23 protein-coding genes are annotated in these 19,067 nt (G+C 72.2%); 11 read left to right on the forward strand and 12 right to left on the reverse strand.

Annotation, left to right across the window (positions count from 1 at the left end; translation table 11 throughout):
• Positions 1–10 precede the first annotated feature (10 nt).
• The 3 genes from IF22_RS0111485 to IF22_RS0111495 all read right to left on the reverse strand — a co-directional run bounded on the left by IF22_RS0111485 (position 11) and on the right by IF22_RS0111495 (position 2,780).
• Positions 11–1,186, reverse strand: a complete 1,176-nt coding sequence (locus IF22_RS0111485) for a cysteine desulfurase family protein (RefSeq protein WP_030331085.1) — start codon at positions 1,184–1,186, stop codon at positions 11–13.
• A 107-nt stretch (positions 1,187–1,293) separates the two neighbouring features.
• Positions 1,294–1,953: a class F sortase gene (locus IF22_RS0111490; protein WP_030331086.1), complete on the reverse strand. Its 660-nt coding sequence runs from the start codon at positions 1,951–1,953 to the stop codon at positions 1,294–1,296.
• On the reverse strand, positions 1,950–2,780 hold the full coding sequence (locus IF22_RS0111495) for a DUF4397 domain-containing protein (RefSeq protein WP_030331087.1): 831 nt from the start codon (positions 2,778–2,780) through the stop codon (positions 1,950–1,952). Before IF22_RS0111495 ends, IF22_RS0111490 begins: the two co-directional genes overlap by 4 nt.
• A gap of 230 nt (positions 2,781–3,010) precedes the next feature.
• Between IF22_RS0111495 and IF22_RS0111500 the strand changes: the two genes are divergently transcribed.
• The gene (locus IF22_RS0111500) at positions 3,011–3,613 is read left to right on the forward strand and encodes an RNA polymerase sigma factor (RefSeq protein ID WP_030331088.1); all 603 of its coding nucleotides are present in this window, start codon (positions 3,011–3,013) and stop codon (positions 3,611–3,613) included.
• Complete coding sequence (locus tag IF22_RS0111505) at positions 3,567–4,364, forward strand: anti-sigma factor (RefSeq protein ID WP_030331089.1); 798 nt, start codon at positions 3,567–3,569, stop codon at positions 4,362–4,364. Before IF22_RS0111500 ends, IF22_RS0111505 begins: the two co-directional genes overlap by 47 nt.
• Before the next feature lie 95 nt (positions 4,365–4,459).
• Here the strand turns inward: IF22_RS0111505 and IF22_RS0111510 are convergent, their stop codons facing one another.
• From IF22_RS0111510 to IF22_RS0111525, 4 genes are all read right to left on the reverse strand, one after another.
• Entirely contained in the window at positions 4,460–5,419 is a 960-nt protein-coding gene (locus IF22_RS0111510; protein ID WP_030331091.1) for an electron transfer flavoprotein subunit alpha/FixB family protein, read from the reverse strand.
• A gap of 15 nt (positions 5,420–5,434) precedes the next feature.
• The gene (locus tag IF22_RS0111515) at positions 5,435–6,214 is read right to left on the reverse strand and encodes an electron transfer flavoprotein subunit beta/FixA family protein (protein WP_030331093.1); all 780 of its coding nucleotides are present in this window, start codon (positions 6,212–6,214) and stop codon (positions 5,435–5,437) included.
• Between the two features lie 187 nt (positions 6,215–6,401).
• Positions 6,402–6,815 (reverse strand): hypothetical protein, encoded by a 414-nt coding sequence (locus tag IF22_RS0111520; protein ID WP_030331095.1) that lies wholly within the window; start codon positions 6,813–6,815, stop codon positions 6,402–6,404.
• Positions 6,812–7,609 carry a GNAT family N-acetyltransferase gene (locus IF22_RS0111525; protein WP_030331097.1) on the reverse strand — a complete coding sequence of 266 codons (798 nt, stop codon included), beginning with the start codon at positions 7,607–7,609 and terminating at the stop codon, positions 6,812–6,814. The genes IF22_RS0111520 and IF22_RS0111525 overlap by 4 nt, the downstream gene beginning before the upstream one ends.
• 42 nt (positions 7,610–7,651) lie before the next feature.
• Here IF22_RS0111525 and IF22_RS0111530 point away from each other — a divergent pair, with 42 nt between their 5' ends.
• From IF22_RS0111530 to IF22_RS0111540, 3 genes are read left to right on the forward strand one after another with little or no spacing between them, the layout of a single operon-like run.
• Positions 7,652–8,044, forward strand: a complete 393-nt coding sequence (locus tag IF22_RS0111530) for a YidH family protein (RefSeq protein WP_030331099.1) — start codon at positions 7,652–7,654, stop codon at positions 8,042–8,044.
• On the forward strand, positions 8,041–8,346 hold the full coding sequence (locus IF22_RS0111535) for a DUF202 domain-containing protein (RefSeq protein ID WP_030331101.1): 306 nt from the start codon (positions 8,041–8,043) through the stop codon (positions 8,344–8,346). The genes IF22_RS0111530 and IF22_RS0111535 overlap by 4 nt, the downstream gene beginning before the upstream one ends.
• A gap of 27 nt (positions 8,347–8,373) precedes the next feature.
• A complete protein-coding gene (locus IF22_RS0111540) occupies positions 8,374–8,790 on the forward strand; it encodes a PLD nuclease N-terminal domain-containing protein (RefSeq protein WP_030331102.1) in 417 nt (138 codons plus the stop codon).
• A 47-nt stretch (positions 8,791–8,837) separates the two neighbouring features.
• Here IF22_RS0111540 and IF22_RS0111545 read toward each other — a convergent pair whose 3' ends face one another.
• A complete protein-coding gene (locus IF22_RS0111545; RefSeq protein ID WP_030331103.1) occupies positions 8,838–10,460 on the reverse strand; it encodes an acetolactate synthase in 1,623 nt (540 codons plus the stop codon).
• An 82-nt stretch (positions 10,461–10,542) separates the two neighbouring features.
• Complete coding sequence (locus IF22_RS0111550; protein WP_030331104.1) at positions 10,543–11,316, reverse strand: enoyl-CoA hydratase/isomerase family protein; 774 nt, start codon at positions 11,314–11,316, stop codon at positions 10,543–10,545.
• 98 nt (positions 11,317–11,414) lie between these two features.
• On the opposite strand from IF22_RS0111550, the gene IF22_RS0111555 reads away from it, so the two are divergent.
• The 3 genes from IF22_RS0111555 (at position 11,415) to IF22_RS0111570 (ending at position 13,479) form a co-directional block, all read left to right on the forward strand.
• Positions 11,415–11,894: a DUF6232 family protein gene (locus IF22_RS0111555; protein WP_051708379.1), complete on the forward strand. Its 480-nt coding sequence runs from the start codon at positions 11,415–11,417 to the stop codon at positions 11,892–11,894.
• Positions 11,895–12,206: 312 nt separating this feature from the next.
• Positions 12,207–12,686: a DUF6232 family protein gene (locus IF22_RS0111565; protein ID WP_030331106.1), complete on the forward strand. Its 480-nt coding sequence runs from the start codon at positions 12,207–12,209 to the stop codon at positions 12,684–12,686.
• Between the two features lie 64 nt (positions 12,687–12,750).
• Positions 12,751–13,479, forward strand: coding sequence for a hypothetical protein (locus IF22_RS0111570; protein WP_030331108.1), 729 nt, complete (start codon positions 12,751–12,753; stop codon positions 13,477–13,479).
• Between the two features lie 24 nt (positions 13,480–13,503).
• On the opposite strand, the gene IF22_RS0111575 is transcribed toward IF22_RS0111570, so the two are convergent.
• Positions 13,504–13,962, reverse strand: a complete 459-nt coding sequence (locus tag IF22_RS0111575) for a rhodanese-like domain-containing protein (RefSeq protein ID WP_030331110.1) — start codon at positions 13,960–13,962, stop codon at positions 13,504–13,506.
• A gap of 70 nt (positions 13,963–14,032) precedes the next feature.
• Here IF22_RS0111575 and ftrA point away from each other — a divergent pair, with 70 nt between their 5' ends.
• Positions 14,033–15,061 carry a transcriptional regulator FtrA gene (gene ftrA / locus IF22_RS0111580; RefSeq protein WP_081883802.1) on the forward strand — a complete coding sequence of 343 codons (1,029 nt, stop codon included), beginning with the start codon at positions 14,033–14,035 and terminating at the stop codon, positions 15,059–15,061.
• A gap of 44 nt (positions 15,062–15,105) precedes the next feature.
• Here the strand turns inward: ftrA and IF22_RS0111585 are convergent, their stop codons facing one another.
• Together IF22_RS0111585 and IF22_RS0111590 are read right to left on the reverse strand one after the other, a co-directional pair.
• The gene (locus IF22_RS0111585) at positions 15,106–16,002 is read right to left on the reverse strand and encodes a ribokinase (RefSeq protein WP_030331114.1); all 897 of its coding nucleotides are present in this window, start codon (positions 16,000–16,002) and stop codon (positions 15,106–15,108) included.
• A 23-nt stretch (positions 16,003–16,025) separates the two neighbouring features.
• Positions 16,026–16,868 carry an ABC transporter ATP-binding protein gene (locus IF22_RS0111590; protein WP_030331116.1) on the reverse strand — a complete coding sequence of 281 codons (843 nt, stop codon included), beginning with the start codon at positions 16,866–16,868 and terminating at the stop codon, positions 16,026–16,028.
• Between the two features lie 131 nt (positions 16,869–16,999).
• On the opposite strand from IF22_RS0111590, the gene IF22_RS0111595 reads away from it, so the two are divergent.
• Together IF22_RS0111595 and IF22_RS0111600 are read left to right on the forward strand one after the other, a co-directional pair.
• On the forward strand, positions 17,000–17,998 hold the full coding sequence (locus IF22_RS0111595) for an ABC transporter ATP-binding protein (protein WP_030331119.1): 999 nt from the start codon (positions 17,000–17,002) through the stop codon (positions 17,996–17,998).
• Positions 17,995–19,005, forward strand: coding sequence for an ABC transporter permease subunit (locus tag IF22_RS0111600; protein ID WP_030331121.1), 1,011 nt, complete (start codon positions 17,995–17,997; stop codon positions 19,003–19,005). The genes IF22_RS0111595 and IF22_RS0111600 overlap by 4 nt, the downstream gene beginning before the upstream one ends.
• Positions 19,006–19,067 lie beyond the last annotated feature (62 nt).

Consider the following 19,067-nt stretch of genomic DNA (forward strand, 5'->3'; position numbering starts at 1 on the left):
GGGCGGGGGGTTAGCGGGGGGTGCGGAGGGCGGCGGCTCGGCGGGCTCGGTCGACCGCCGCCGGGAGGGCCGCGATGAGGGCGTCGATGTCGGCCTGGGTGCTCGTGTGGCCCAGCGTGAAGCGCAGCGAGGAGCGGGCGCGGTCGTCGTCGGCGCCCATCGCGAGCAGCACGTGCGAGGGCTGGGCCACCCCGGCGGAGCAGGCCGAGCCCGTCGAGCAGGCGATGCCCTGCGCGTCGAGCAGCAGCAGCAGGGCGTCGCCCTCGCAGCCGGGGAAGGAGAAGTGCGCGTTGCCGGGCAGCCGGTCGGCCGGATCGCCGTTGTAGATCACCTCGGGCACCGCCCGGCGGACCCGTTCGATCAGGTCGTCGCGGAGCGCGGCGACCCGGGCCGCGTACTCCTGCTGGCCCTTCACCGCCGCCTCCACGGCGACGGCGAAGGCGACGATGCCGGCCGTGTCCAGCGTGCCGGAACGGATGTCGCGCTCCTGACCGCCGCCGTGCAGCAGCGGCGTCGCCGGTACGTCCCGGGCGAGCAGGAGAGCACCCACGCCGGTCGGGCCGCCCAGCTTGTGGCCGGTGACGGTCAGCGCGGCGACCCCGCTGGCGGCGAAGTCGACGGGCACCTGACCGACCGCCTGGATGGCGTCGGTGTGGAACGGCACACCGTACTCGGCGGCCACGGCGGCCAGCTCGGTCACCGGCTGGACCGTGCCCACCTCGTTGTTCGCCCACATGGCGGTGACCACGGCGACGCGGTCGGCGTACGCGGCCAGCTCGGCGCGCAGGGTCTCCGGGTGCAGTCGCCCGGCGTCGTCCACCGGCAGCAGGCCGACCTCGGCGCCCTCGTGCTCGACCATCCAGTCGACCGCGTCCAGCACGGCGTGGTGCTCGACGGCGCTGGAGACCACTCGGCGACGGTCCGGGGAGGCGTCCCGGCGGGCCCAGAAGATGCCCTTGACCGCCAGGTTGTCGCTCTCCGTCCCGCCACCCGTGAAGATCACTTCGGACGGCCGGGCACCGAGAACGGCGGCGACCCGCTCGCGGGACTCCTCGACCCGGCGGCGGGCACGGCGACCCGCCGCGTGCAGGGAGGACGCGTTGCCGACCTCGCGGGCGGTGGCGACGTACGCCTCCAGTGCCTCGTCGAGCATCGGAGTCGTCGCCGCGTGATCCAGGTATGCCATCACCGTTCAGCCTACGGCCGTGTGGTCGGGACGCGGAGGCCGGAGGGGCCTCCCGCGCAACGGCCGGGGTGGGGATCCCCACCCCGGCCGGTCGCCTGCGTACCCGCTCAGGCGGGCACCGCGGTGACGACGATGTTGTCGCGGTACTTGCGGGCCTTGGCGTCGAACGGCCCACCGCAGGTGATCAGGGTCAGCCGCGGCTTGCCGTCCCGGGCGAAGTAGCGGTCCAACGGAATCTTGGTCTTGTCGTACTCCTCCCGGGCCACGACCCGGTACTCACGGGCCTTGCCGTCGCTGCCGGTCGCGGTCAGGGTGTCGCCCTGGTCGAGCTCCCGCAGCCGGAAGAACGCGCCCTTGCCCTGCTGGGCGCTGTCCACGTGACCGGCGATGACGATCGAGCCGGCGTCCGCCTCCAGGCCGGGGCCGTACCGGTACCAGCCGATCTCGTCGACGCTCGGCGGCACCTCGAACTCGTTGGTCCGCTTGTTGATGCCCACCGCGTTGATCGTGGCCTTGACGTCGATCGCCGGGATGGCCAGCCGGACCGGCTTGACGGTCTCCGCCCCGGCCGGCAGCTCCCCGGTGGTCACCGGGACCGAAGGGCCCTCGGTCCCGGCGGCCGACGGGGTGGCGGTGGCGAGCTGGGCCGCCTCGTCGGCGCCCACGTCCTCGGCCGGCTGGGAGCCGCACGCCACCAGGGTGGCGACGGTGAGCGCGGCAACGCCGGCGGCCAGGGCCGCCAGCGCGCCGCGGTTGCGCACCGTCACTTGCGGCCGGTCCGCGCGGTGGCCATCCGCACCCCACCACCGAGCAGCAGGAGTACGCCGGCACCGGTCAGCGCGTACCACCAGGTGTTCACGCCGGTGCCGGCCTGGCCACCGTCACCGCTGGGCACGCCGCCCGGGGAGGAGTGCAGACCGGTGATGGTCTGCGCCACCACGTCGAGGGTCTTGCCCTCGGCGGAGCCGATCGCGTAGACGATCGTGGCGGTGCCCTCCTTGAGGTTGAGGTCGGCCGGGCCGATGGCCACGGTGTCGGTGCCGGCCAGCACCACGTCCGCCTTCACGTTGCCCGCGTCGACGTCGCCCTTGGCCTCGTTCGGGTTGGTGAGGTCCTCGAAGACCGGGGTGCCACCGGCGCGGACGTCGACCGCCGGGGCGGCGGCGGTGTGCCGGACGATCAGCCGGGCCTTGCCGGCGTCGACCTTCGAGACGTCGTTCACGAACGGGGTGATCTTCGGCTGGCCGGCGGCGTCGAGGTGCGCGGCGATGCTGATGTTCGCCCCGCCCGGCACCGCGGCGTTGTCGACCTTGAGGATCGCGCTGCCGATCGGCTCGCCCGGCTTGGTGAGCGCGATGTCGTAGTCGCCCTCCTCCAGGTTCAGCGGGCCGGCGACGTCGCCGGGCTTGAAGTTGTCGAGCGTCTTCTCGCCGTTGACGTAGACGTCGACGGGGGTGTCCGGGATGCCGTGCACGACGGAGACCTTCGACGTGGCGGCGTACGCGGGGGTGGCGGTGAACGCGCCGACGCCGGCGAAGGCCAGCGCGGCGACGGCGCCGCCCGCGGCGACCCGACGGAAGTACGAGAGCTGCATGTCTGCCTCCTGGTGATTACTGCTGATTCGTCAGGCCTGGCTTGCAGAACGGGTTACGCCGGCTCCGCGACGGACGGATGCGCCCCGGACGAACTTTTCTTTTCCGGCGTCACCCGCATCCGTTTCCGGGTCGGGGGACGAAGAGCAGGTGAGATGACATCGACCGGGAAAGTGGGGCGGGGGCTGTGGCGGCTACAGTCGGGTATGCCCCATCGAAGGCGAGCCGCCTGATGACGGCGCCACCCGAGAATCCAGACCCCCCGGTGGACGACACAGCCCTCCGGTTCCGTGCTGGCGACGAGGCGGCGCTGCGCGAGGCCTACGACCGTTATGGCCGTGCCGTGCTGCACCTGGCCACCACCATGCTGGCCAACCGCGCCGACGCCGAGGACGTGACCCAGGCGACTTTCGTCGCCGCCTGGCTGGGAAGGGACACCTTCGATCCCGCCAAGGGGTCGCTGATCGGCTGGCTGCTCGGCATCGGCCGGCGCAAGGTGATCGACCGGATGCGAGCCTCGGCCCGGGAGACGCGGGTCGTGGAGACGGTTCGGCAGCTGCCCGAGCCGGCGCAGGCCGGCCCGGACCCGGACCGGGTGGTGGACCGGCTGGTCATCGCCGACGAGCTGGCCCAACTTCCGGACGACCAACGACGCATGCTGGAGTTGGCGTTCTACGACGACCTGACACACCAGCAGATAGCGGCGATGACAGGTGTGCCGTTGGGCACCGTGAAGAGTCACATCCGACGCGGTATGGCGAGCTTGAAACGCAGATGGGAGGTGGACGGTGCAGCACCTGGACCACGACCGGCTGGTCTTTCTGGCGCTCGGTGAGAGCGAGGCGGACAACGGCGAGAGCACCCACCTCGGCAGCTGCGCGCACTGCCGGCGGGAGATGGAGACGCTTCAGCAGGTTGCCGGCCTCGGCGCGGAGACGCAGGGTCTCGGCGACCTGCCCGACCCACCGGAGCACATCTGGCAGGGCATCGTTGCGGAGGTCAGAGCGGCGGAGACACTGCCGTCGCTCACCGACTCCCGGCGCCAGCACGTGCTGCCCGAGCAGCCGAACGGCACGACGGCCGAGCCGAGCACCGCCACCGTCACCCGCCTGGCTCCGACCGACCGGCCCCGCCGGGGCCGCGGCTGGTCCCGTTGGGCGTCGGTAGCGGTGACCGCTGTCGCCGCCGCGGCGGTGGGTGTGGTGGGCACGGCCTCCGTGCTGCGCCCGGACGACCCGGCTCCGACCCCGCCGCAGGCGGTGGTGGCGAGCGCGCCGCTGGCGGCGTACGGGGCGACGCCCCCGGCGGCCACTGGTGACGCGCGGGTTCTCCAGGACGGCCAACTACATCTGCATGTGGCGAATCTCCCGAGCGTCCCGGGGTACTACGAGGTTTGGCTCATCAATCCGACGACGATGGAGATGTTCTCGGTCGGCACCCTGGGGGGCGGCTCGGATGCGTTGCTTCCCCTGCCGCCGAATGTCGACCTCAAGAGCTACTCGGTGGTCGACGTCTCCGCCGAGCAGTACGACAACAACACCCGCCACTCCGGCGACAGCCTGTTGAGGGGCACCCTGACGGGCTGATCGGTGGGCCGGCTCAGCTCCCCGGCCCGCCGATCAGCTCCCCACACGGCAGTGGCCGCCCGTTCGCACGGGCGGCCACTGCTGTTGTCGCTGAGTTACTTGCGCTTGCGGATCTCCTCCGCGGCCTGCGGGACGATCTTGAACAGGTCGCCCACCACACCGAAGTCGGCCAGCTCGAAGATCGGTGCCTCGCCGTCCTTGTTGACAGCGACGATGGTCTTCGAGGTCTGCATGCCGGCCCGGTGCTGGATGGCGCCGGAGATGCCGAGGGCGATGTAGAGCTGCGGGGAGACCGTCTTGCCGGTCTGGCCCACCTGGAACTGGTGCGGGTAGAAGCCGGAGTCGACGGCCGCCCGGGACGCGCCGACCGCGCCACCGAGCAGGTCGGCAAGCTCCTCGACCAGCTTGAAGTTGTCGGCGTTGCCGACGCCCCGGCCGCCGGAGACGACCACGCCGGCCTCGGTCAGCTCGGGGCGGGAGCCCTTCTGCTCGGCGACCCGCTCGACGACGGTGGCCAGCTTGTCGGTGTCGGTGACCGACACGCTGAGCTGCTCGATCGCCGGAGTGGCCGCCGCCGGGGCGGGGGTGACCGAGTTGGGCCGGACGGTGACCAGCGGCAGGCCCTTGGTGACCTTGGACTTGACGATGGTGGAGCCGGCGAAGGCGATCTGCGTCGCGGTGCCGTCGGCGTCCAGGCCGACCACGTCGGTCAGGATGCCGTTGTCGAGCTTGACGGCGAGCCGGGCGGCGATCTCCTTGCCCTCCTGGGCGGAGGCCAGCAGAACGGCGGCCGGTTGCACCCGCTTGACCAGCTCGGCCAGCACCGTCGCCTTGGGGGCCACCAGGTAGCCGTCGATCTCGTCACCCTCGGCGGCGTAGATCTTCTCCGCGCCGTACTCGCCCAGCTTGCCGCTCAGCGCCTCGGCGGCGCCGGCGCCGCCGAGCACCACGGCGCTCGGGGTGCCCAGCTCACGCGCGAGGGTGAGCATTTCCAGGGTGACCTTCTTGACGCCGAATTCCTTGGTGGCTTCGACGACGACGAGAACCTCAGACATGTCAGAACCCCCCTCTCACACGAACTTCTCGGTGGCGAGGAACTCGACCAGCTTGACGCCGCCCTCGCCCTCATCAGTGATCTTCGCGCCGCCGGAGCGCGGGGGGCGCTTGCTGTGCTCGACGACGGCACTGGTGGCGCCGTCGAAGCCCACCTCGTCGGCGGCAACCCCGAGGTCGGCCAGCGAGAGCGTCTGCACCGGCTTCTTCTTGGCGGCCATGATGCCCTTGAAGGACGGGTAGCGCGGCTCGTTGATGGTGTCCCAGACGGAGACCACGGCCGGGGTGGAGGCGGTGACCACCTCGTAGCCCTCCTCGGTCTGCCGCTCGACGGTCAGCGTCGCGCCGTCGACGGTGAGCTTGCGGGCACCGGTGAGCGCCGCGACACCCAGCCGCTCGGCGATCATGTGCGGCATGACCTGGACCCGACCGTCGGTGGACTCGGCACCGCAGATGACCAGGTCGGCGCCGAGCTGACCGAGCGCGGCGGCGAGCACCTTCGAGGTGGCGACGGCGCACGAGCCGTGCAGGGCGTCGTCCAGCACGTGCACGGCCTTGTCCGGGCCCATGGAGAGCGCCTTGCGGATCGACTCGGTCGCCCGGTCCGGACCCATGGTCAGGATGGTGACCTCGCCGCCGTGCGCCTCCTTGATCTTCAGCGCCTCCTCGATGGCGTACTCGTCCATCTCGTTGATCACGTTGTTCGCCGAACCGCGGTCGACGGTGTTGTCGTCATTGCGCAGGTTGCGGTCCGCGCCCGAATCAGGCACCTGCTTGACGAGTACGACGATGTTCATCGCGCTTCGACGACCCTCCTGTGTGGTGTTGCGATTCGCTCGCCCGGTCTGGGGCGCAGCGTCGCGCGTCGGTCGACGCCAGGTCAACCGAGGGCGGCTGTGCAGTTGCCCACGGCGCAATGTTACCTGCCAGTAGGTTGTGCCCCCGCAGCACTCAGGGTGACACAGCTCACCGACCGGCCGGCGATCAGGCTGGCTCGGCCAACGCGGCCCGGATCTGGTCGATGGCCGCCGCCTCGGTGGGCGCCACCCCGTCGTGCGCCCGGGCCACCCGATCCGCCGCGGCCAACACCAGCGCCCGGTACGCGTCCACGTCCTGCGGGGACTTGTCGCGCAGAATCCGCACCGCCCGCCCCAGCGCCGGCAGCACCACCGACTCGATCTCCAGCTGCGAGTCCCGGGGAAGTCGCGGCAACGGGCCGGTGGTCAGCGCCTCCTTGACAGTCCCACTGGCGTCGGCCAGCGCGCCGGACGCGGCGATGCTCTCCCGGATCACCCCCACGACACCGGGATCGGCGTTGGAGACCAGGAAGACGGCGCCGAAGGCACCGGTCTTGAGGGTCAGCCGCTCCTCGTCCGTCAACCGCTGCTCCATGATCACGGAGTGTAGACGTACGGGGTGGTGGTGGTGACCGGGACGAGGCCGAGCCGCTGGAGGATCGGCCGGCTGTCCTCGGAACAGTCGACCTGCATGAGCGTCCGGCCCCGCTGCTCGGCGAGCCGCGCCCGGTAGTTGACCAGCGCCCGGTAGATGCCCTTGCGCCGCCACTGCGGCAGTGTCGAGCCACCCCACAGCGTGGCGAAACCGGTGTTCGTCGGGAACCGCACCCAACCGGCGCTCACCACCGTCTCGTCCGCCTCGGCCACCACCACGGTGATCGAGTTCGGGTCGGCGTCGATCTCCTTGGCCAGCCCCCACACCAGGTGTGAGCGGTCCGCCTGCCAGACCTCCTCTTCCATGGCGGCGATCCGCTCCAGGTCCTCCCGGTCGGTCACCTCACGCAGGCGTACCCCCTCGGGAACGACAGGAAGCGCGGCGGCCAGCGGCGCGACCGGACCGACCACGACGGTCTCCCGGTCCTCCGGCACGAAGCCGGCGGCGCGCAGGCGGTCGGGCAGGTCCGCCGGTTCGTCGTGCTCGTTGAGTTTCCACTCGACCGACTGGCCGCGCTCACGGAACAGCCGCACCTGCCGGGAGATCAGCTCGTCCAACGCGTCGCCGGTCAACCCGCCCAGGTCGCGGTAGGTGAGGAAGCCACCGGCGTCGAGCCCGATGATCCGGACCAACGGCCCGTCCCGCTCCACCGTCACCCCGGCCGGAACCGGGTCGGGGATCTCCGGGCGGAGCTGGTTGTCGTAGGCGTCGCGCAGGGTCTGTACGTCGAGATCAGTCACCGACCCAGGCTAAGCCGGTTGGGAAGCGGATATTCTCCCACTGTGTGGGAGGTGATCAGGCGCTGGTTCGACCCGGCCGAGCTGGGCTCGGTCGGCGAGACGCCCGACTACCGCTTCTCACTGGCCAATGAACGGACGTTCCTCGCCTGGCTGCGCACCGGGTTGGCGCTGGTCGGTGGCGGGTTGGCCGCCGCCCAGTTCCTGCCCACCCTGCCGATGAGCCACCTGCGCGAGGTGATCGCGGTGGCGTTGCTGCTGCTCGGCGCGGCGGTCGCGATCCGCGCGGTGGACCACTGGGCGCGTACCGAACGGGCCATCCGGCTCGGTGAGGAACTGCCCGCGTCCCGGTTCCCCGCCATCCTGGCCCTCGCCGTCGGCGGCGGCGCGTTACTGCTGGTGGTCGCCGTCCTGATGCGGGCGGTCGGCGGTCGGTGAGCACCGGACGCGACCCGGGGCTGCAACCGGAGCGGACCCGGCTGGCCTGGCGGCGGACCCTGCTCACTGTGACGGTGGTGACCGCGCTCGCCGTCCGGCTGGCGTCGACCGGCGACCCGACCGGCGCGGTGCTCGCTGGCGGGACCGTGCTGGTGTGGGGTGCTCTGCTGGTGCTCTGCTGGCGCCGCGGCACCGGCACCGGTCCGACCCGCACCGGCGGCCGGACACTTCCCCTGGTCACGGCGGGCACAGTGGTGCTCGCGTTACTGGGAGTGCTGCTGGTGCTGCGCGGACTGTGGTGACGGGATCCGGTGAGCCATGATGGGTGCATGGCCCGGCTTGGCGTACTTCTCTTCCTGGTGCAGATCGTCCTCGCGGTCTGCGCGCTGATCAGCTGTCTCTCCGCCGAGGAGAGCCAGATCCGGGCCCTGCCCCGGATCGCGTGGGTGCTGATCATCTTGTTCTTCCCGCTGGTCGGCTCGATCGCCTGGTTCATCGCCGGCCGCACGCCCAGCCCCGGTGCCCGCGCGGGCTGGCCGGGCGGCACCGGCGGCGCCCAGCGGCAGCGCCCCCGGCCGGTGGCCCCCGACGACGACCCGGAGTTTCTGCGCTCCGTCGAGGAACGCGCCCAGCAGCAGGACCAGGAGCTCTTCCGCCGCTGGGAGGAAGACCTGCGGCGGCGCGAGGACGACCTGCGCCGCCGCGACGGTGAGCCGCCGCGTGAGGGTGACCGACCGGAGGTGTGAACGCCCGCCGCCGCCGGCGCGCGAGCGACGGCGGCGGCGGGTCCGACTCAGGCCAGGTTCGACGACCGGGGGTACGCGTCGGTCGGGTCGGTGAGCACGTTCACCAGGTACGGCACTCCGGAGTCGAACGCGCGCTGGAGCGCCGGGCCCAGGTCGGCCGCCTTGGCGACCGTCTCCCCCGCTCCGCCGAGCGCGCTGACCACCGTGTCGTAGCGCAGCTCCGGCTGGAGGTCGGCGGCCACGTCGTAGCCGTACATGGCCCGCATCGGGTGCTTCTCCAGCCCCCAGATGCCGTTGTTGCCGACGACGATCACCACCGGCAGCTTCTGGCGGACCAACGACTCGACGTCCATCAGCGAGAAGCCGGCCGCGCCGTCGCCCATCAGCACGCAGATCTGCCGGTCCGGGTGACTGACCCGGGCCCCCATCGCGTAACCCATGCCGGTGCCCAGGCAGCCGTACGGGCCCGGGTCCAGCCAGGTGCCGGGCTGGGCCGGCTCCAGGTACCGGCCCGCGTACGACACGAAGTCGCCGCCGTCGCCGATGGTGATCGCGTCCGGGGCCAGCACCCGACGCAGCTCGCCGTAGATCCGGGCGGGGCGGATCGGGTCGGTCTCGGCGGCCATCTCGGCGGCGTCGCGGGCCTTCGCCGCGTCCTCGGCGACGCGCAGGTCGGCGATCCAGTCGGTGTGGTCGGCCCGGTCGCCGCTGTGGTCGGCCAGCGCGGAGAGGATCAGGCGCAGGTCGCCGGCGGGGGCAACGGCCGGCTGCACGTGCGTCGCCCGCTGGCTGGGGGCGTCGACGATGTGCACCACCTTGGCGTCACCGAAGTCACCGAAGCTGAGCCGGAAGTCCAGTGGAGTGCCCACCACCACGACCACGTCGGCGCCGGAGAGCGCGGCCCGGCGCGCCTTGGCGAAGGCGAGCGGGTGCTCGGGCGGCAGCGAACCGCGACCCATGCCGTTGGTGAACACCGGCACCTGCAACGCCTCGGCGGCCTCACGCAGGGCGGCGACGGCGTCCCCCGCGTACACGTCGGAGCCGGCGATGATGACCGGCCGCTGCGCCCCGGCGATGAGCAGCGCGGCGCGGCCGACCTCCTCCGGGTCCGGCGCGATCGGGTCGACGCCCGTCACGCTGGGCAGTTCGACGTCGGCGACCGAGAAGACCGTCTCCAGCGGAAAGTCGAGGAAGGCCGGGCCGCGGTGCGGGGTGAGCGCGGCGTGCAGCGCCGCGCCCACCGCGCGCGGGATGTCGTCGGTGCTGAACACCGTCTCGGCGTGCTTGGTGACCGGCGCGACCAGCGGCAGGTGGTCCATCTCCTGGAGGCTGCCGGAGCCCCAGCGGAACGCGGGTGCCCGGCCGCCGAGCACCAGCACCGGTGAGGCGTTGAAGAAGGCGCTGGTCATGCCGGAGATGCCGTTGGTGACACCGGGCCCGGCGGTGAGCACGGCGAGACCGGGGCGGCGCTGGAGCTTGGCCACCGCCTCGGCGGCGAAGACCGCTGACTGCTCGTGCCGGACGTCGTAGATCGGGAAGTCGGTCTTGTACGCGGCGTCGTAGAGCGGGAAGACGTGCCCACCGGACAGCGTGAACATCTCCCGTACGCCGTGCGCGCGTAGTGCCGCGAGCGCCAACTCGCCGCCGTGACCCTCGATCCGCTCCGTCATTCGCCGCTCCCCTTCGTCCCTGGTGACCGAGGCCCCACGCTACTGGCCGGTAGGAGCAATGTGAACCGTTCTCGGCTAATCGTCAGCGGCCGGTGAAGTCCGGCTTGCGCTTCTCGACGAAGGCCGCCATGCCCTCCCGCCGGTCGTCGGTGGCGAACAGCGCCGCGAACAGCTGACTCTCCCAGGCCAGGCCCGAGTTCAGATCCATGTCCAGGCCGCCGTCGACAGCCAGCTTCGCGGCGCGCAGCGCCTGCACCGGCCCGGTCAGGTACGGGGTGATCAACGCGACGGCCGTGTCGTACACCTCGGCGGCCGGGACGACCCGGTCGGCCAGGCCGATCCGCAGTGCCTCCTGCGCGTCCACCATCCGCCCCGACATGATCAGGTCCTTGGCGCGGGCCGGGCCGACCAGGCGGGCCAGCCGCTGGGTGCCGCCCGCCCCCGGGATGATGCCCAGCTTGATCTCCGGCTGGCCGAGCTTGGCGTCCTCGGCGACGACCCGCCAGTCACAGGCCAACGCCAGCTCACAACCGCCACCGAGGGCGTACCCGGTGATCGCGGCGACCACCGGCTTGGGGATCCGGGCGATCGCGCCGAGGGCGCTGGACAGGTTCGCGACCCGCTCGGCCATGTCCACGTAGGACATCTCGGCCATCTGCTTGATGTCCGCGCCGGCGGCGAAGACCTTCTCCCCGCCGTACACGATGACGGCGCGGACCTCGGGGTCGGCGGTGGCGGCCGTGGCGGCGGCGCGCAACTCCTCCTGCACCTGCGTGTTGAGCGCGTTCATCGGCGGCCGCTCCAGCCGGATCGTGCCGATGCCGTCAGTGGTCTCCAGCCGAACGAACTCGCCCACGCTGCCCTCACTTCCTCGTCGAAGTCGCGTGCCAACCTTACGACCCGGGTCGTTTGGGTAAGTAGTGTGGTGTCAGCCCCGTGGGCGGGAGTTCAACGATGGTCACGTACTACGACGACAGATCGGTGCAGGTCACCTCCACCGGCGTCCGCGTCGACGGTCGCAGTTACGCGCTGGCCGACATCACCATGATCTGGCATCGCCGTGGCACCCGTTCCTGGCGCGTGCTGGTGGGGCGGGGTGCCATCGGTGCCGCGCTCGCCGGCCCACTGGTCGCGGCGGTGCTCGGCATCGGCGTGGCCGTCTGGTTGCACCGCTCACCCACAGTGACGATCGCGATCGTCGGCGCATCGGTGCTGGTCGGGTTGGCGGTGGGGCCGGTCGCCGACTTCCTCTTCGAACACCTGGACCGCTCGTACGCCCGGGGCAGCCGGCAACTGGAGATCTGGGCCCGCTGGCGCGGTCAGCCGGTGCGGCTGCTGCGCACCGGTGACGCGCTGCGCTTCGGGCAGATCTACCGGGCGGTGCAGCGCGCGGTCGAGCACAGCCAACCGGCCCGCCCCGGCGTCCGCCGCTAGGCGCGCCTGATCGCCGAAGCCGCCTGATCAAGCACGGGCCTGCCTTCGACCGTCAGCGGGCGCGTGGTCGATCCATCCCCGACCCGGCGGGGTCAGCGCGGGAGAGGTGCCGCTGCGGGAGCCTTTGGAGTTGATGTCGCAAACGAATCAGGCGGGGGACGCCGCTTCGACCGGGGTTCTCGACCGGCGGGACACGGCCCTGATGTCGTAGGCGATTCAGCTCCAAAGGACGACCGCACCACCCCGCGTTCCCGGCGCGCTCAGGATGGGACAGACGAGGCGAGGGTTGCCCGTCGGTGGTTAGGCTTAGTGATGACCCTCTATTACCGGGACGACGCGGTGCAGGTGACCTCCGAGTCGATCCGGGCCGGCGGTCACGTGATCGCCCTGTCCGACGTGACGTTCGTCTGGCACGCCCGGGGGCAGAAAACCCTGGCCGTACGCGGCCGGGTGCTGGGTCGCGGTGTCCTGGTCCTGCTGCTCTCGCTGCCGCCGCTGGTCGCCGTGGTCTGCGTGCTGTCACTGGCCTGGTCGGCACAGGACCGGGGCAACTGGCAGCTCGCGCTGATCATCCTCGCCGCCTGCGCGGTGGGGGCGCTGGCGTTGCTGCCGTTCCTGGAGATCCCGTTGGGCTGGCTGGACCGCTCCTACGAGCGCGGCAGCCACGTGCACGAGCTGTGGGTGCAGCACCACGGCCGGGAGGACCTGCTGGTGCGCACCCCGGACGCGCTACGGTTCGGGCAGATCTACCGGGCCGTGCAGCGTGCCGTCGAACAGCAGGGCGACCACTGACGACCACCCGCCGCCGACCAGGCTCGTCGGGCGGTTGTGGTGCGGCCGACGCACACTTGATCCCATGGCGATTCCCCTCCCCACCCCGTCCGCCGTGGTCGGCCTGACCCGCTCCGCTCTCGACCAGGCACTCGGCTCGGCCGCCTCGTTCGCCGCCGTGCCCACCCGCGCGTTCGCGGTGCTGGACGGGGTGGAAGCTCTGCTGGCCCGGATCAACGGCGTGGTCGACCGCATCGAGACGACCCTGGACCGGACCGACCAGGTGCTCACCGACGCCGAGGCGGCGGTCCGTGAGGTGGCCGTCATCAGCGCCGCCGCGACCACCGCCATCGACACCGCCACCACCGTGGCCACCGCCGCCGCCGACGTGGTCGCCGACGCCGACCGGGTCTCCCGGACCGCCGCCACCGTGATCGCCAAGGCAGACGGGGTGGCCGGCCGGGCCGCCGTCACCGTGGGCACCGCGGCGGAGGCCGCCGCCACGGCGGCCGAGCTGATGACGGCGTACGAGCCGGCGCTGCGCCGGGCCGCACCGATGACCGAGCGCTTCGTCGAGCAGCTCAGTCACGAGGAGATCACCGCGGCGATCCACCTGATCGACGAGCTGCCCAAGCTCAAGGAGCACCTGACGGCCGACATCCTGCCGATACTGGCCACCCTGGACCGGGTCGGGCCCGACCTGCACGACCTGCTCGACGTGACCCGCGACCTGAAGCTCGCCGTGGCCGGCATCCCCGGGCTGGGCATGCTGCGCCGACGCGGCGAGAAGCTTGCCGACGAGCCCGCCGGCTGAGCCCTCGACCGCCCGCGCCGGGGGTCAGCAGTCGCAGGTGATCGTCGCGGTGGGGGCGGTCAGGTCGTCGACCGGGCGCCGGGTCAGCCCGGTCTCCGTCACCACCGGCAGCCCCTCCCGCACCCAGTACTCGAACCCGCCGAGCATCTCCTTGACCGGGTAGCCGAGCACCGCGAACTCCAGCGCCGCCCGGGTCGCCCCGTTGCAGCCCGGACCCCAGCAGTAGGTGACCACCGCCGAGCCGGGCGGGATCAGCTCCGCCGCCCGGGCCGCGATCTCGGCGGTGGGCAGGTGCACCGCGCCCGGCAGGTGCCCCTGGGTCCAGGCGGCCGCGCCCCGGGAGTCGACCACCACCAGGGCAGGCGTACCCGCCGACAGGTCGGCGTGCACGTCGCTGACGTCGGTCTCGACGCTGAGTCGGGCGCGGAAGTGGGCGGCGGCGGTGGCCGGTTCGGCCGGCGCAACGGCGAAGGTGAAGGTCATGCACCGATCCTCGCCAGTACGGGTGCCCGCGACGAGTGGCGCGGACGACGTCCTGCGCTAACATCCCGCCATGCCGATCCCGGCCACCACCACCGGCTCCCGCCCACTGCCGACTCCCCGACGCCCGGCAGCCGCGCACCGGGTCGCCGTGCTCGCGTACCCGGGGATGTCGGTGTTCGAGACCGGCATCGTCACCGAGGTGTTCGGGCTGGCCCGGCCCGAGTTCGACGTCGACTGGTACGACCTGGTGCTCTGCGCCGAGCAACCGGGACCGCTGCCGGTGGTCGGCGGCGCGAGCCTGCACACGCCGTACGGCCTGGCCGAGCTGGCGGCGGCCCGGACGGTGATCGTGCCCGGCGTGGCGGACGTGACCGCCGACCCCTCCCCCGAGCTGGTGACCGCGCTGCGTCAGGCCCACCGTCGTGGCGCCCGCATCATGTCGATCTGCTCCGGCGCGTTCGCGCTGGCGGGTGCCGGGCTGCTGGACGGCCGGCGGGCCACCACCCACTGGCGGTACGCGGAGCTGCTGGCGCGGCGTTACCCACGGGTCGAGGTGGACCCGGACGTGCTCTACCTCGACGACGGCGACCTGCTCACCAGTGCCGGCAGCGCGGCCGGGCTGGACCTGTGCCTGCACGTGATCCGGGGCGACCACGGTGCGGCGATCGCCAATGCGGTCGCCCGACGGCTGGTCATCCCGCCGCACCGCGACGGTGGGCAGGCCCAGTTCGTCGAGGCTCCGGTGCCCACCGACCCGGACGACGACCGGATCGCCGGCAGCATCGACTGGGCGCTGGCCCACCTCGGCGAACCACTGACCGTGGCCCAGCTCGCCGCGCAAGCGCACATGTCGTCCCGCACCTACCTGCGGCACTTCGCCCGAGCCACCGGGACCAGCCCGATCCGCTGGCTGATCGACCAGCGGATCCGCGCCAGCCTGGCAATGCTGGAGGAGACGGACCTCGCTGTCGAGCAGGTCGCCTGGGCGGTCGGCTTCGACACCCCGGTCACCTACCGCCACCACTTCGGTCGGTCCATGCTGACCTCACCGACGGCGTACCGTCGGGCCTTCCGCACCGGCGCTGGCCAGCGGGCCTGACGCGCCGACGCGGTCAGGCCGAGGCGGCGGGGCGGGCGACGCGGTCAGACCGACGCGTACAGCTCGTCGATCTCGGCACGTTGCGGTAGCGCCACCGACGCGCCGAGCTTGCGGACGCACGCGGCACCGGCCGCCGATGCCCAGCGCACCGCGTCGACCACGTCCCGCCCCTCGCCCCAGCCGACGGCCAGCGCGGCGGTGAACGCGTCACCGGCGGCGGTGGAGTCGACCACGTCCACCGGTACCGCCGGTACGTGCACCTCGGTGCCGTCCCGGTCGACGTACCAGGCGCCCGCATCGCCGAGAGTGAGCACGGCCCGAGGGGCCAGGTCGAGCAGCGCCCCGGGCTCCTCCCGGCCACGACCGGCGAGCGCCTGCGCCTCGCCCTCGTTGACGACCAGCAGGTCCACCGCGGCGAGCAGCTCGGGCGGGAGGTCCCGTGCGGGTGCGGCGTTCAGGATGACAGTGGTGCCGGCGTCGCGGGCGGCCACCGCGGCGGCGGTCACGGTCTGCACCGGGATCTCCAGTTGGGCGACGAGGACGTCCGCCGCGCGCACCGTGGTCAGCTCCTCCTCGGTGAGACCGAGCAGGGCGTCGTTGGCGCCCGGGGTGACCACGATGGCGTTCTCCCCCTGGGCGTTGACCATCACCAGCGCCACTCCGGAGGCGCCGTAGACCACGCGCAGCTGACTGGTGTCCACGCCGGCCGCGGTGATGCGGGCCTTGAGGGTGACGCCGAAGGCGTCCGAGCCGATCGCGCCGAGGAAGGCACAGGAGGCGCCGGCCCGGACCGCGGCCACCGCCTGGTTGGCACCCTTGCCGCCGGGCACCATCACGAAGTCGGTGCCGAGCATGGTCTCGCCCGGTCGCGGCAGCGCGGGTGCCATCGCGACCAGGTCCATGTTGGCGCTGCCCACCACGGCGACCCGGGTCTGCGGCACGATCGTCTCCGCCGGTCCGGCGCTCAGGCGGCGCGGGCCGTGAAGCGGTCGCCGGACCGCTCGACCACCAGCGGCAGCCCGAAGGTCTTGGACAGGTTGTCACCGGTCAGCGTGTCGGCGAGCAGGCCCTGGGCGACCACCCCACCCTCACGCAGCAGCAGCGCGTGGGTGAACCCGGGCGGGATCTCCTCGACATGGTGGGTGACCAGCACCATCGCCGGGGCGTCCGGGTCGTACGCCAGCTCGGCCAGCCGCGCGACCAGGTCTTCCCGACCGCCCAGGTCCAGCCCGGCGGCGGGCTCGTCGAGCAGCAGCAGCTCCGGGTCGGTCATCAGGGCCCGGGCGATCTGCACCCGCTTGCGCTCACCCTCGGAGAGGGTGCCGTAGCGGCGCTCGGCGAGGCCGCCGACGCCGAGTTGACTCAGCAGTGACCGCGCCCGCGCCTCGTCGCCGCGGTCGTAGTTCTCCCGCCAGCGGCCGACCACCGACCAGGCGGCGGTCACCACCACGTCGCTGACCCGCTCGTCGGCGGGCAGTCGCTCGGCGACCGCGGCGGTGGTGAGCCCGATCCGGGTACGCAGCTCGTTGACGTCGGTGCGGCCGATCCGCTCGCCGAGCACGTGCGCGACACCTGTGGTGGGGTGCAGCCGGCCGGCGGCGAGGTTGAGCAGTGTGGTCTTGCCCGCGCCGTTGGAGCCGAGCACCACCCACCGCTCGTCCAGTTCGACACGCCAGGTCAGGTCCTGCAGGAGGGCGGTGCCAGAGCGGCGTACGCCGACGCCGTCGAGGCTGACCACCAGATCCGGGTCCACGAGAGCGGCGGCAGGCGCGGCACCGGCAGCGCCGGGGATCAGGTCACCAGTCACCACACCATCCAACCACGCAGCGCCCAGGCGCCCCCCATGGGCGGCGCCTCGGCCATAGGGTGAGGCACCGTGTCGTTGATCACCAAGTCTGAAGGACGGCCCATGCCCCGTCGACGTACGGAGCCACGCGGATGAGCGCGGTCATCGAGATCGAGGGTCTGCGCAAGACCTTCCACAGCCTGCGCAACGGCCGACGGGTGGCGGTGGACGGCTTCGACCTGCTGGTGGAGGCGGGCCAGGTGCACGGGTTCCTGGGCCCCAACGGCTCGGGCAAGACCACCACCCTGCGCGCCCTGCTCGGGCTGGTACGCGCCGACAGCGGGCGGATGACCGTGTTGGGTGAACCGTCGCCGGAGCTGCTGCCCCGGGTGGCGGGCCAGGTCGGGGCCATCGTGGAGAGCCCGCAGTTCTTCGGCAACTTCACCGGTCACCGCACCCTGCGGCTGTTGGCCCGGGCCGGCGGGGTGCCGGTCTCGCGGGTGGACCAGGTGCTGGATCTGGTGGGTCTGCACGACCGGGGCGATGATCGGGTGAAGAGCTACTCGCTGGGCATGAAGCAGCGCCTGGCGGTGGCGTCCGCGCTGTTGAAGGACCCGCGGTTGCTCATCCTGGACGAGCCGGCGAACGGGCTGGACCCGGCGGGCATCCGGGAGATGCGGGACCTGATGCGATCGCTGGCGGCCAACGGTGTGACGGTGCTGGTGTCCAGTCACATCCTGGGCGAGATCCAGCTGATCTGCGACCACGTCACGATCATTTCGCGGGGACGTCGGGTGGCGGCCGGCCGGGTGGACGAGGTGCTGGCGGGTCACGACCGGCATGAGTTCCTGGTGCGGGTGGCCGAGCCGGAGCGGGCCGTCGAGCTGCTGCACGCGGCCGGCCTGACGGCGGTCGTCGACGGCGAGGCGCTGGTGGTGAGCGGGGTGGGTGACCCGACGGTGGTCAGTCGGGCGCTCGGCGAGCAGGGGCTGTGGGTGGGCGAGCTGACGCCGCTGCGGCCGGATCTGGAGAGCGTCTTCCTGGAGCTGACGGGCGCGTACGGGCCTTCGTCGGTGCCGCGGCAGGTCGACGACTCGTCGCCGCCGCGCGACGGCGCTGTTATCGATCTCGATCGGGGAGTGGACGCGTGAACCTGGTTCGTGCCGAGTTGGAGCGGCTGTCCGCGCGCCGCTTCGTGCAGCTCATGGTCGTCCTGTTGGTCTTCGCGTTCGCCGTCACGGCGGCGACCACGCTGGCTGGCTCGCACAAGCCGACCGCCAGTGAACTGAACTCGGCGCGGCAGCAGGCCGTCGACGCGCGTCGGAGCATGGAGACCACGCACCAGGAGTGCCTGGCCCGCCTGCAGGAAAGGTCGCCGACCGACACGAGCGAGTACTTCGCCGACTGCGCGGATCTCGATCCGGTCCGGCAGGAACGGCTGCCGATCGCCGCCGACTTCCTGCCGGGGGTGTTCAGCTTCGCCGAGCAGGCCGAGTCGCTGCTCTATTTCCTGATCGCGTTCCTGGTGCTGTTCGGCTTCCTGGTCGGCGCCTCCTACATCGGCGCGGATCTGAACTCGGGCGGCGTGGTGAATCTCCTGCTCTGGCGACCGCGCCGGTTGACGGTGCTCGCGGCCAAGTTGGGCACCCTGCTGGGTTCGGTGCTGGCCCTGTCCCTGTTGGCGTCGGTGGTCTACCTCGCCACCTTCTGGGTGATCGGGCAGAGCGCCGGGTTGCCGGGCCGGTTGGACGGTGACTTCTGGGGTTCGCTCGGCGCGGTGCACGGCCGGGGCATGGTGCTGGTGTTGCTGGCCTCCGCGCTCGGCTTCGCGATCGCCACGCTGGGTCGGCACACGTCGGCGGCGCTGGGGGCGGTGGCGGCGTACGCGGTGGTGTGGGAGTTGGGCGGCCGTCTGGTGCTGCAGATCATCGACGCCCGACGGCCGGACCGACTGATGCTCTCCAGCTACATCGGGGCGTGGCTCAGCGGCGAGTCACGGTTCTTCGACCCGCAGCTCTGTGCCGCCACCGCGGGCACCGGCTACTGCTCGGGCCTCTACACCCTGACCTGGGGCCCGGCGCTGCTGGTGCTGGTCGCGTTGACCGGCGGGCTGACCGTGCTGGCGTTCGCCGTGTTCCGTCGCCGCGACCTGATCTGACGCCGCACCGGGCCGCCCGTCCCGCAATGGGCGGCCCGGCGCACCGGGACAGCCCGGTACGC

Origin of the sequence: Micromonospora parva (assembly GCF_000718515.1) — a bacterium.
Classification (GTDB): domain Bacteria; phylum Actinomycetota; class Actinomycetes; order Mycobacteriales; family Micromonosporaceae; genus Micromonospora; species Micromonospora parva.

Bases quoted from the DNA above. Each gene is read 5' to 3' on its own strand.
- IF22_RS0111485 (WP_030331085.1), bottom strand. From the start codon at position 1,186: ATGGCATACCTGGATCACGCGGCGACGACTCCGATGCTCGACGAGGCA.
- IF22_RS0111495 (WP_030331087.1), bottom strand. From the start codon at position 2,780: ATGCAGCTCTCGTACTTCCGTCGGGTCGCCGCGGGCGGCGCCGTCGCC.
- IF22_RS0111500 (WP_030331088.1), top strand. From the start codon at position 3,011: ATGACGGCGCCACCCGAGAATCCAGACCCCCCGGTGGACGACACAGCC.
- IF22_RS0111510 (WP_030331091.1), bottom strand. From the start codon at position 5,419: ATGTCTGAGGTTCTCGTCGTCGTCGAAGCCACCAAGGAATTCGGCGTC.
- IF22_RS0111515 (WP_030331093.1), bottom strand. From the start codon at position 6,214: ATGAACATCGTCGTACTCGTCAAGCAGGTGCCTGATTCGGGCGCGGAC.
- IF22_RS0111540 (WP_030331102.1), top strand. From the start codon at position 8,374: ATGGCCCGGCTTGGCGTACTTCTCTTCCTGGTGCAGATCGTCCTCGCG.
- IF22_RS0111545 (WP_030331103.1), bottom strand. From the start codon at position 10,460: ATGACGGAGCGGATCGAGGGTCACGGCGGCGAGTTGGCGCTCGCGGCA.
- IF22_RS0111555 (WP_051708379.1), top strand. From the start codon at position 11,415: ATGGTCACGTACTACGACGACAGATCGGTGCAGGTCACCTCCACCGGC.
- IF22_RS0111565 (WP_030331106.1), top strand. From the start codon at position 12,207: ATGACCCTCTATTACCGGGACGACGCGGTGCAGGTGACCTCCGAGTCG.
- IF22_RS0111570 (WP_030331108.1), top strand. From the start codon at position 12,751: ATGGCGATTCCCCTCCCCACCCCGTCCGCCGTGGTCGGCCTGACCCGC.
- IF22_RS0111575 (WP_030331110.1), bottom strand. From the start codon at position 13,962: ATGACCTTCACCTTCGCCGTTGCGCCGGCCGAACCGGCCACCGCCGCC.
- ftrA (WP_081883802.1), top strand. From the start codon at position 14,033: ATGCCGATCCCGGCCACCACCACCGGCTCCCGCCCACTGCCGACTCCC.
- IF22_RS0111595 (WP_030331119.1), top strand. From the start codon at position 17,000: ATGAGCGCGGTCATCGAGATCGAGGGTCTGCGCAAGACCTTCCACAGC.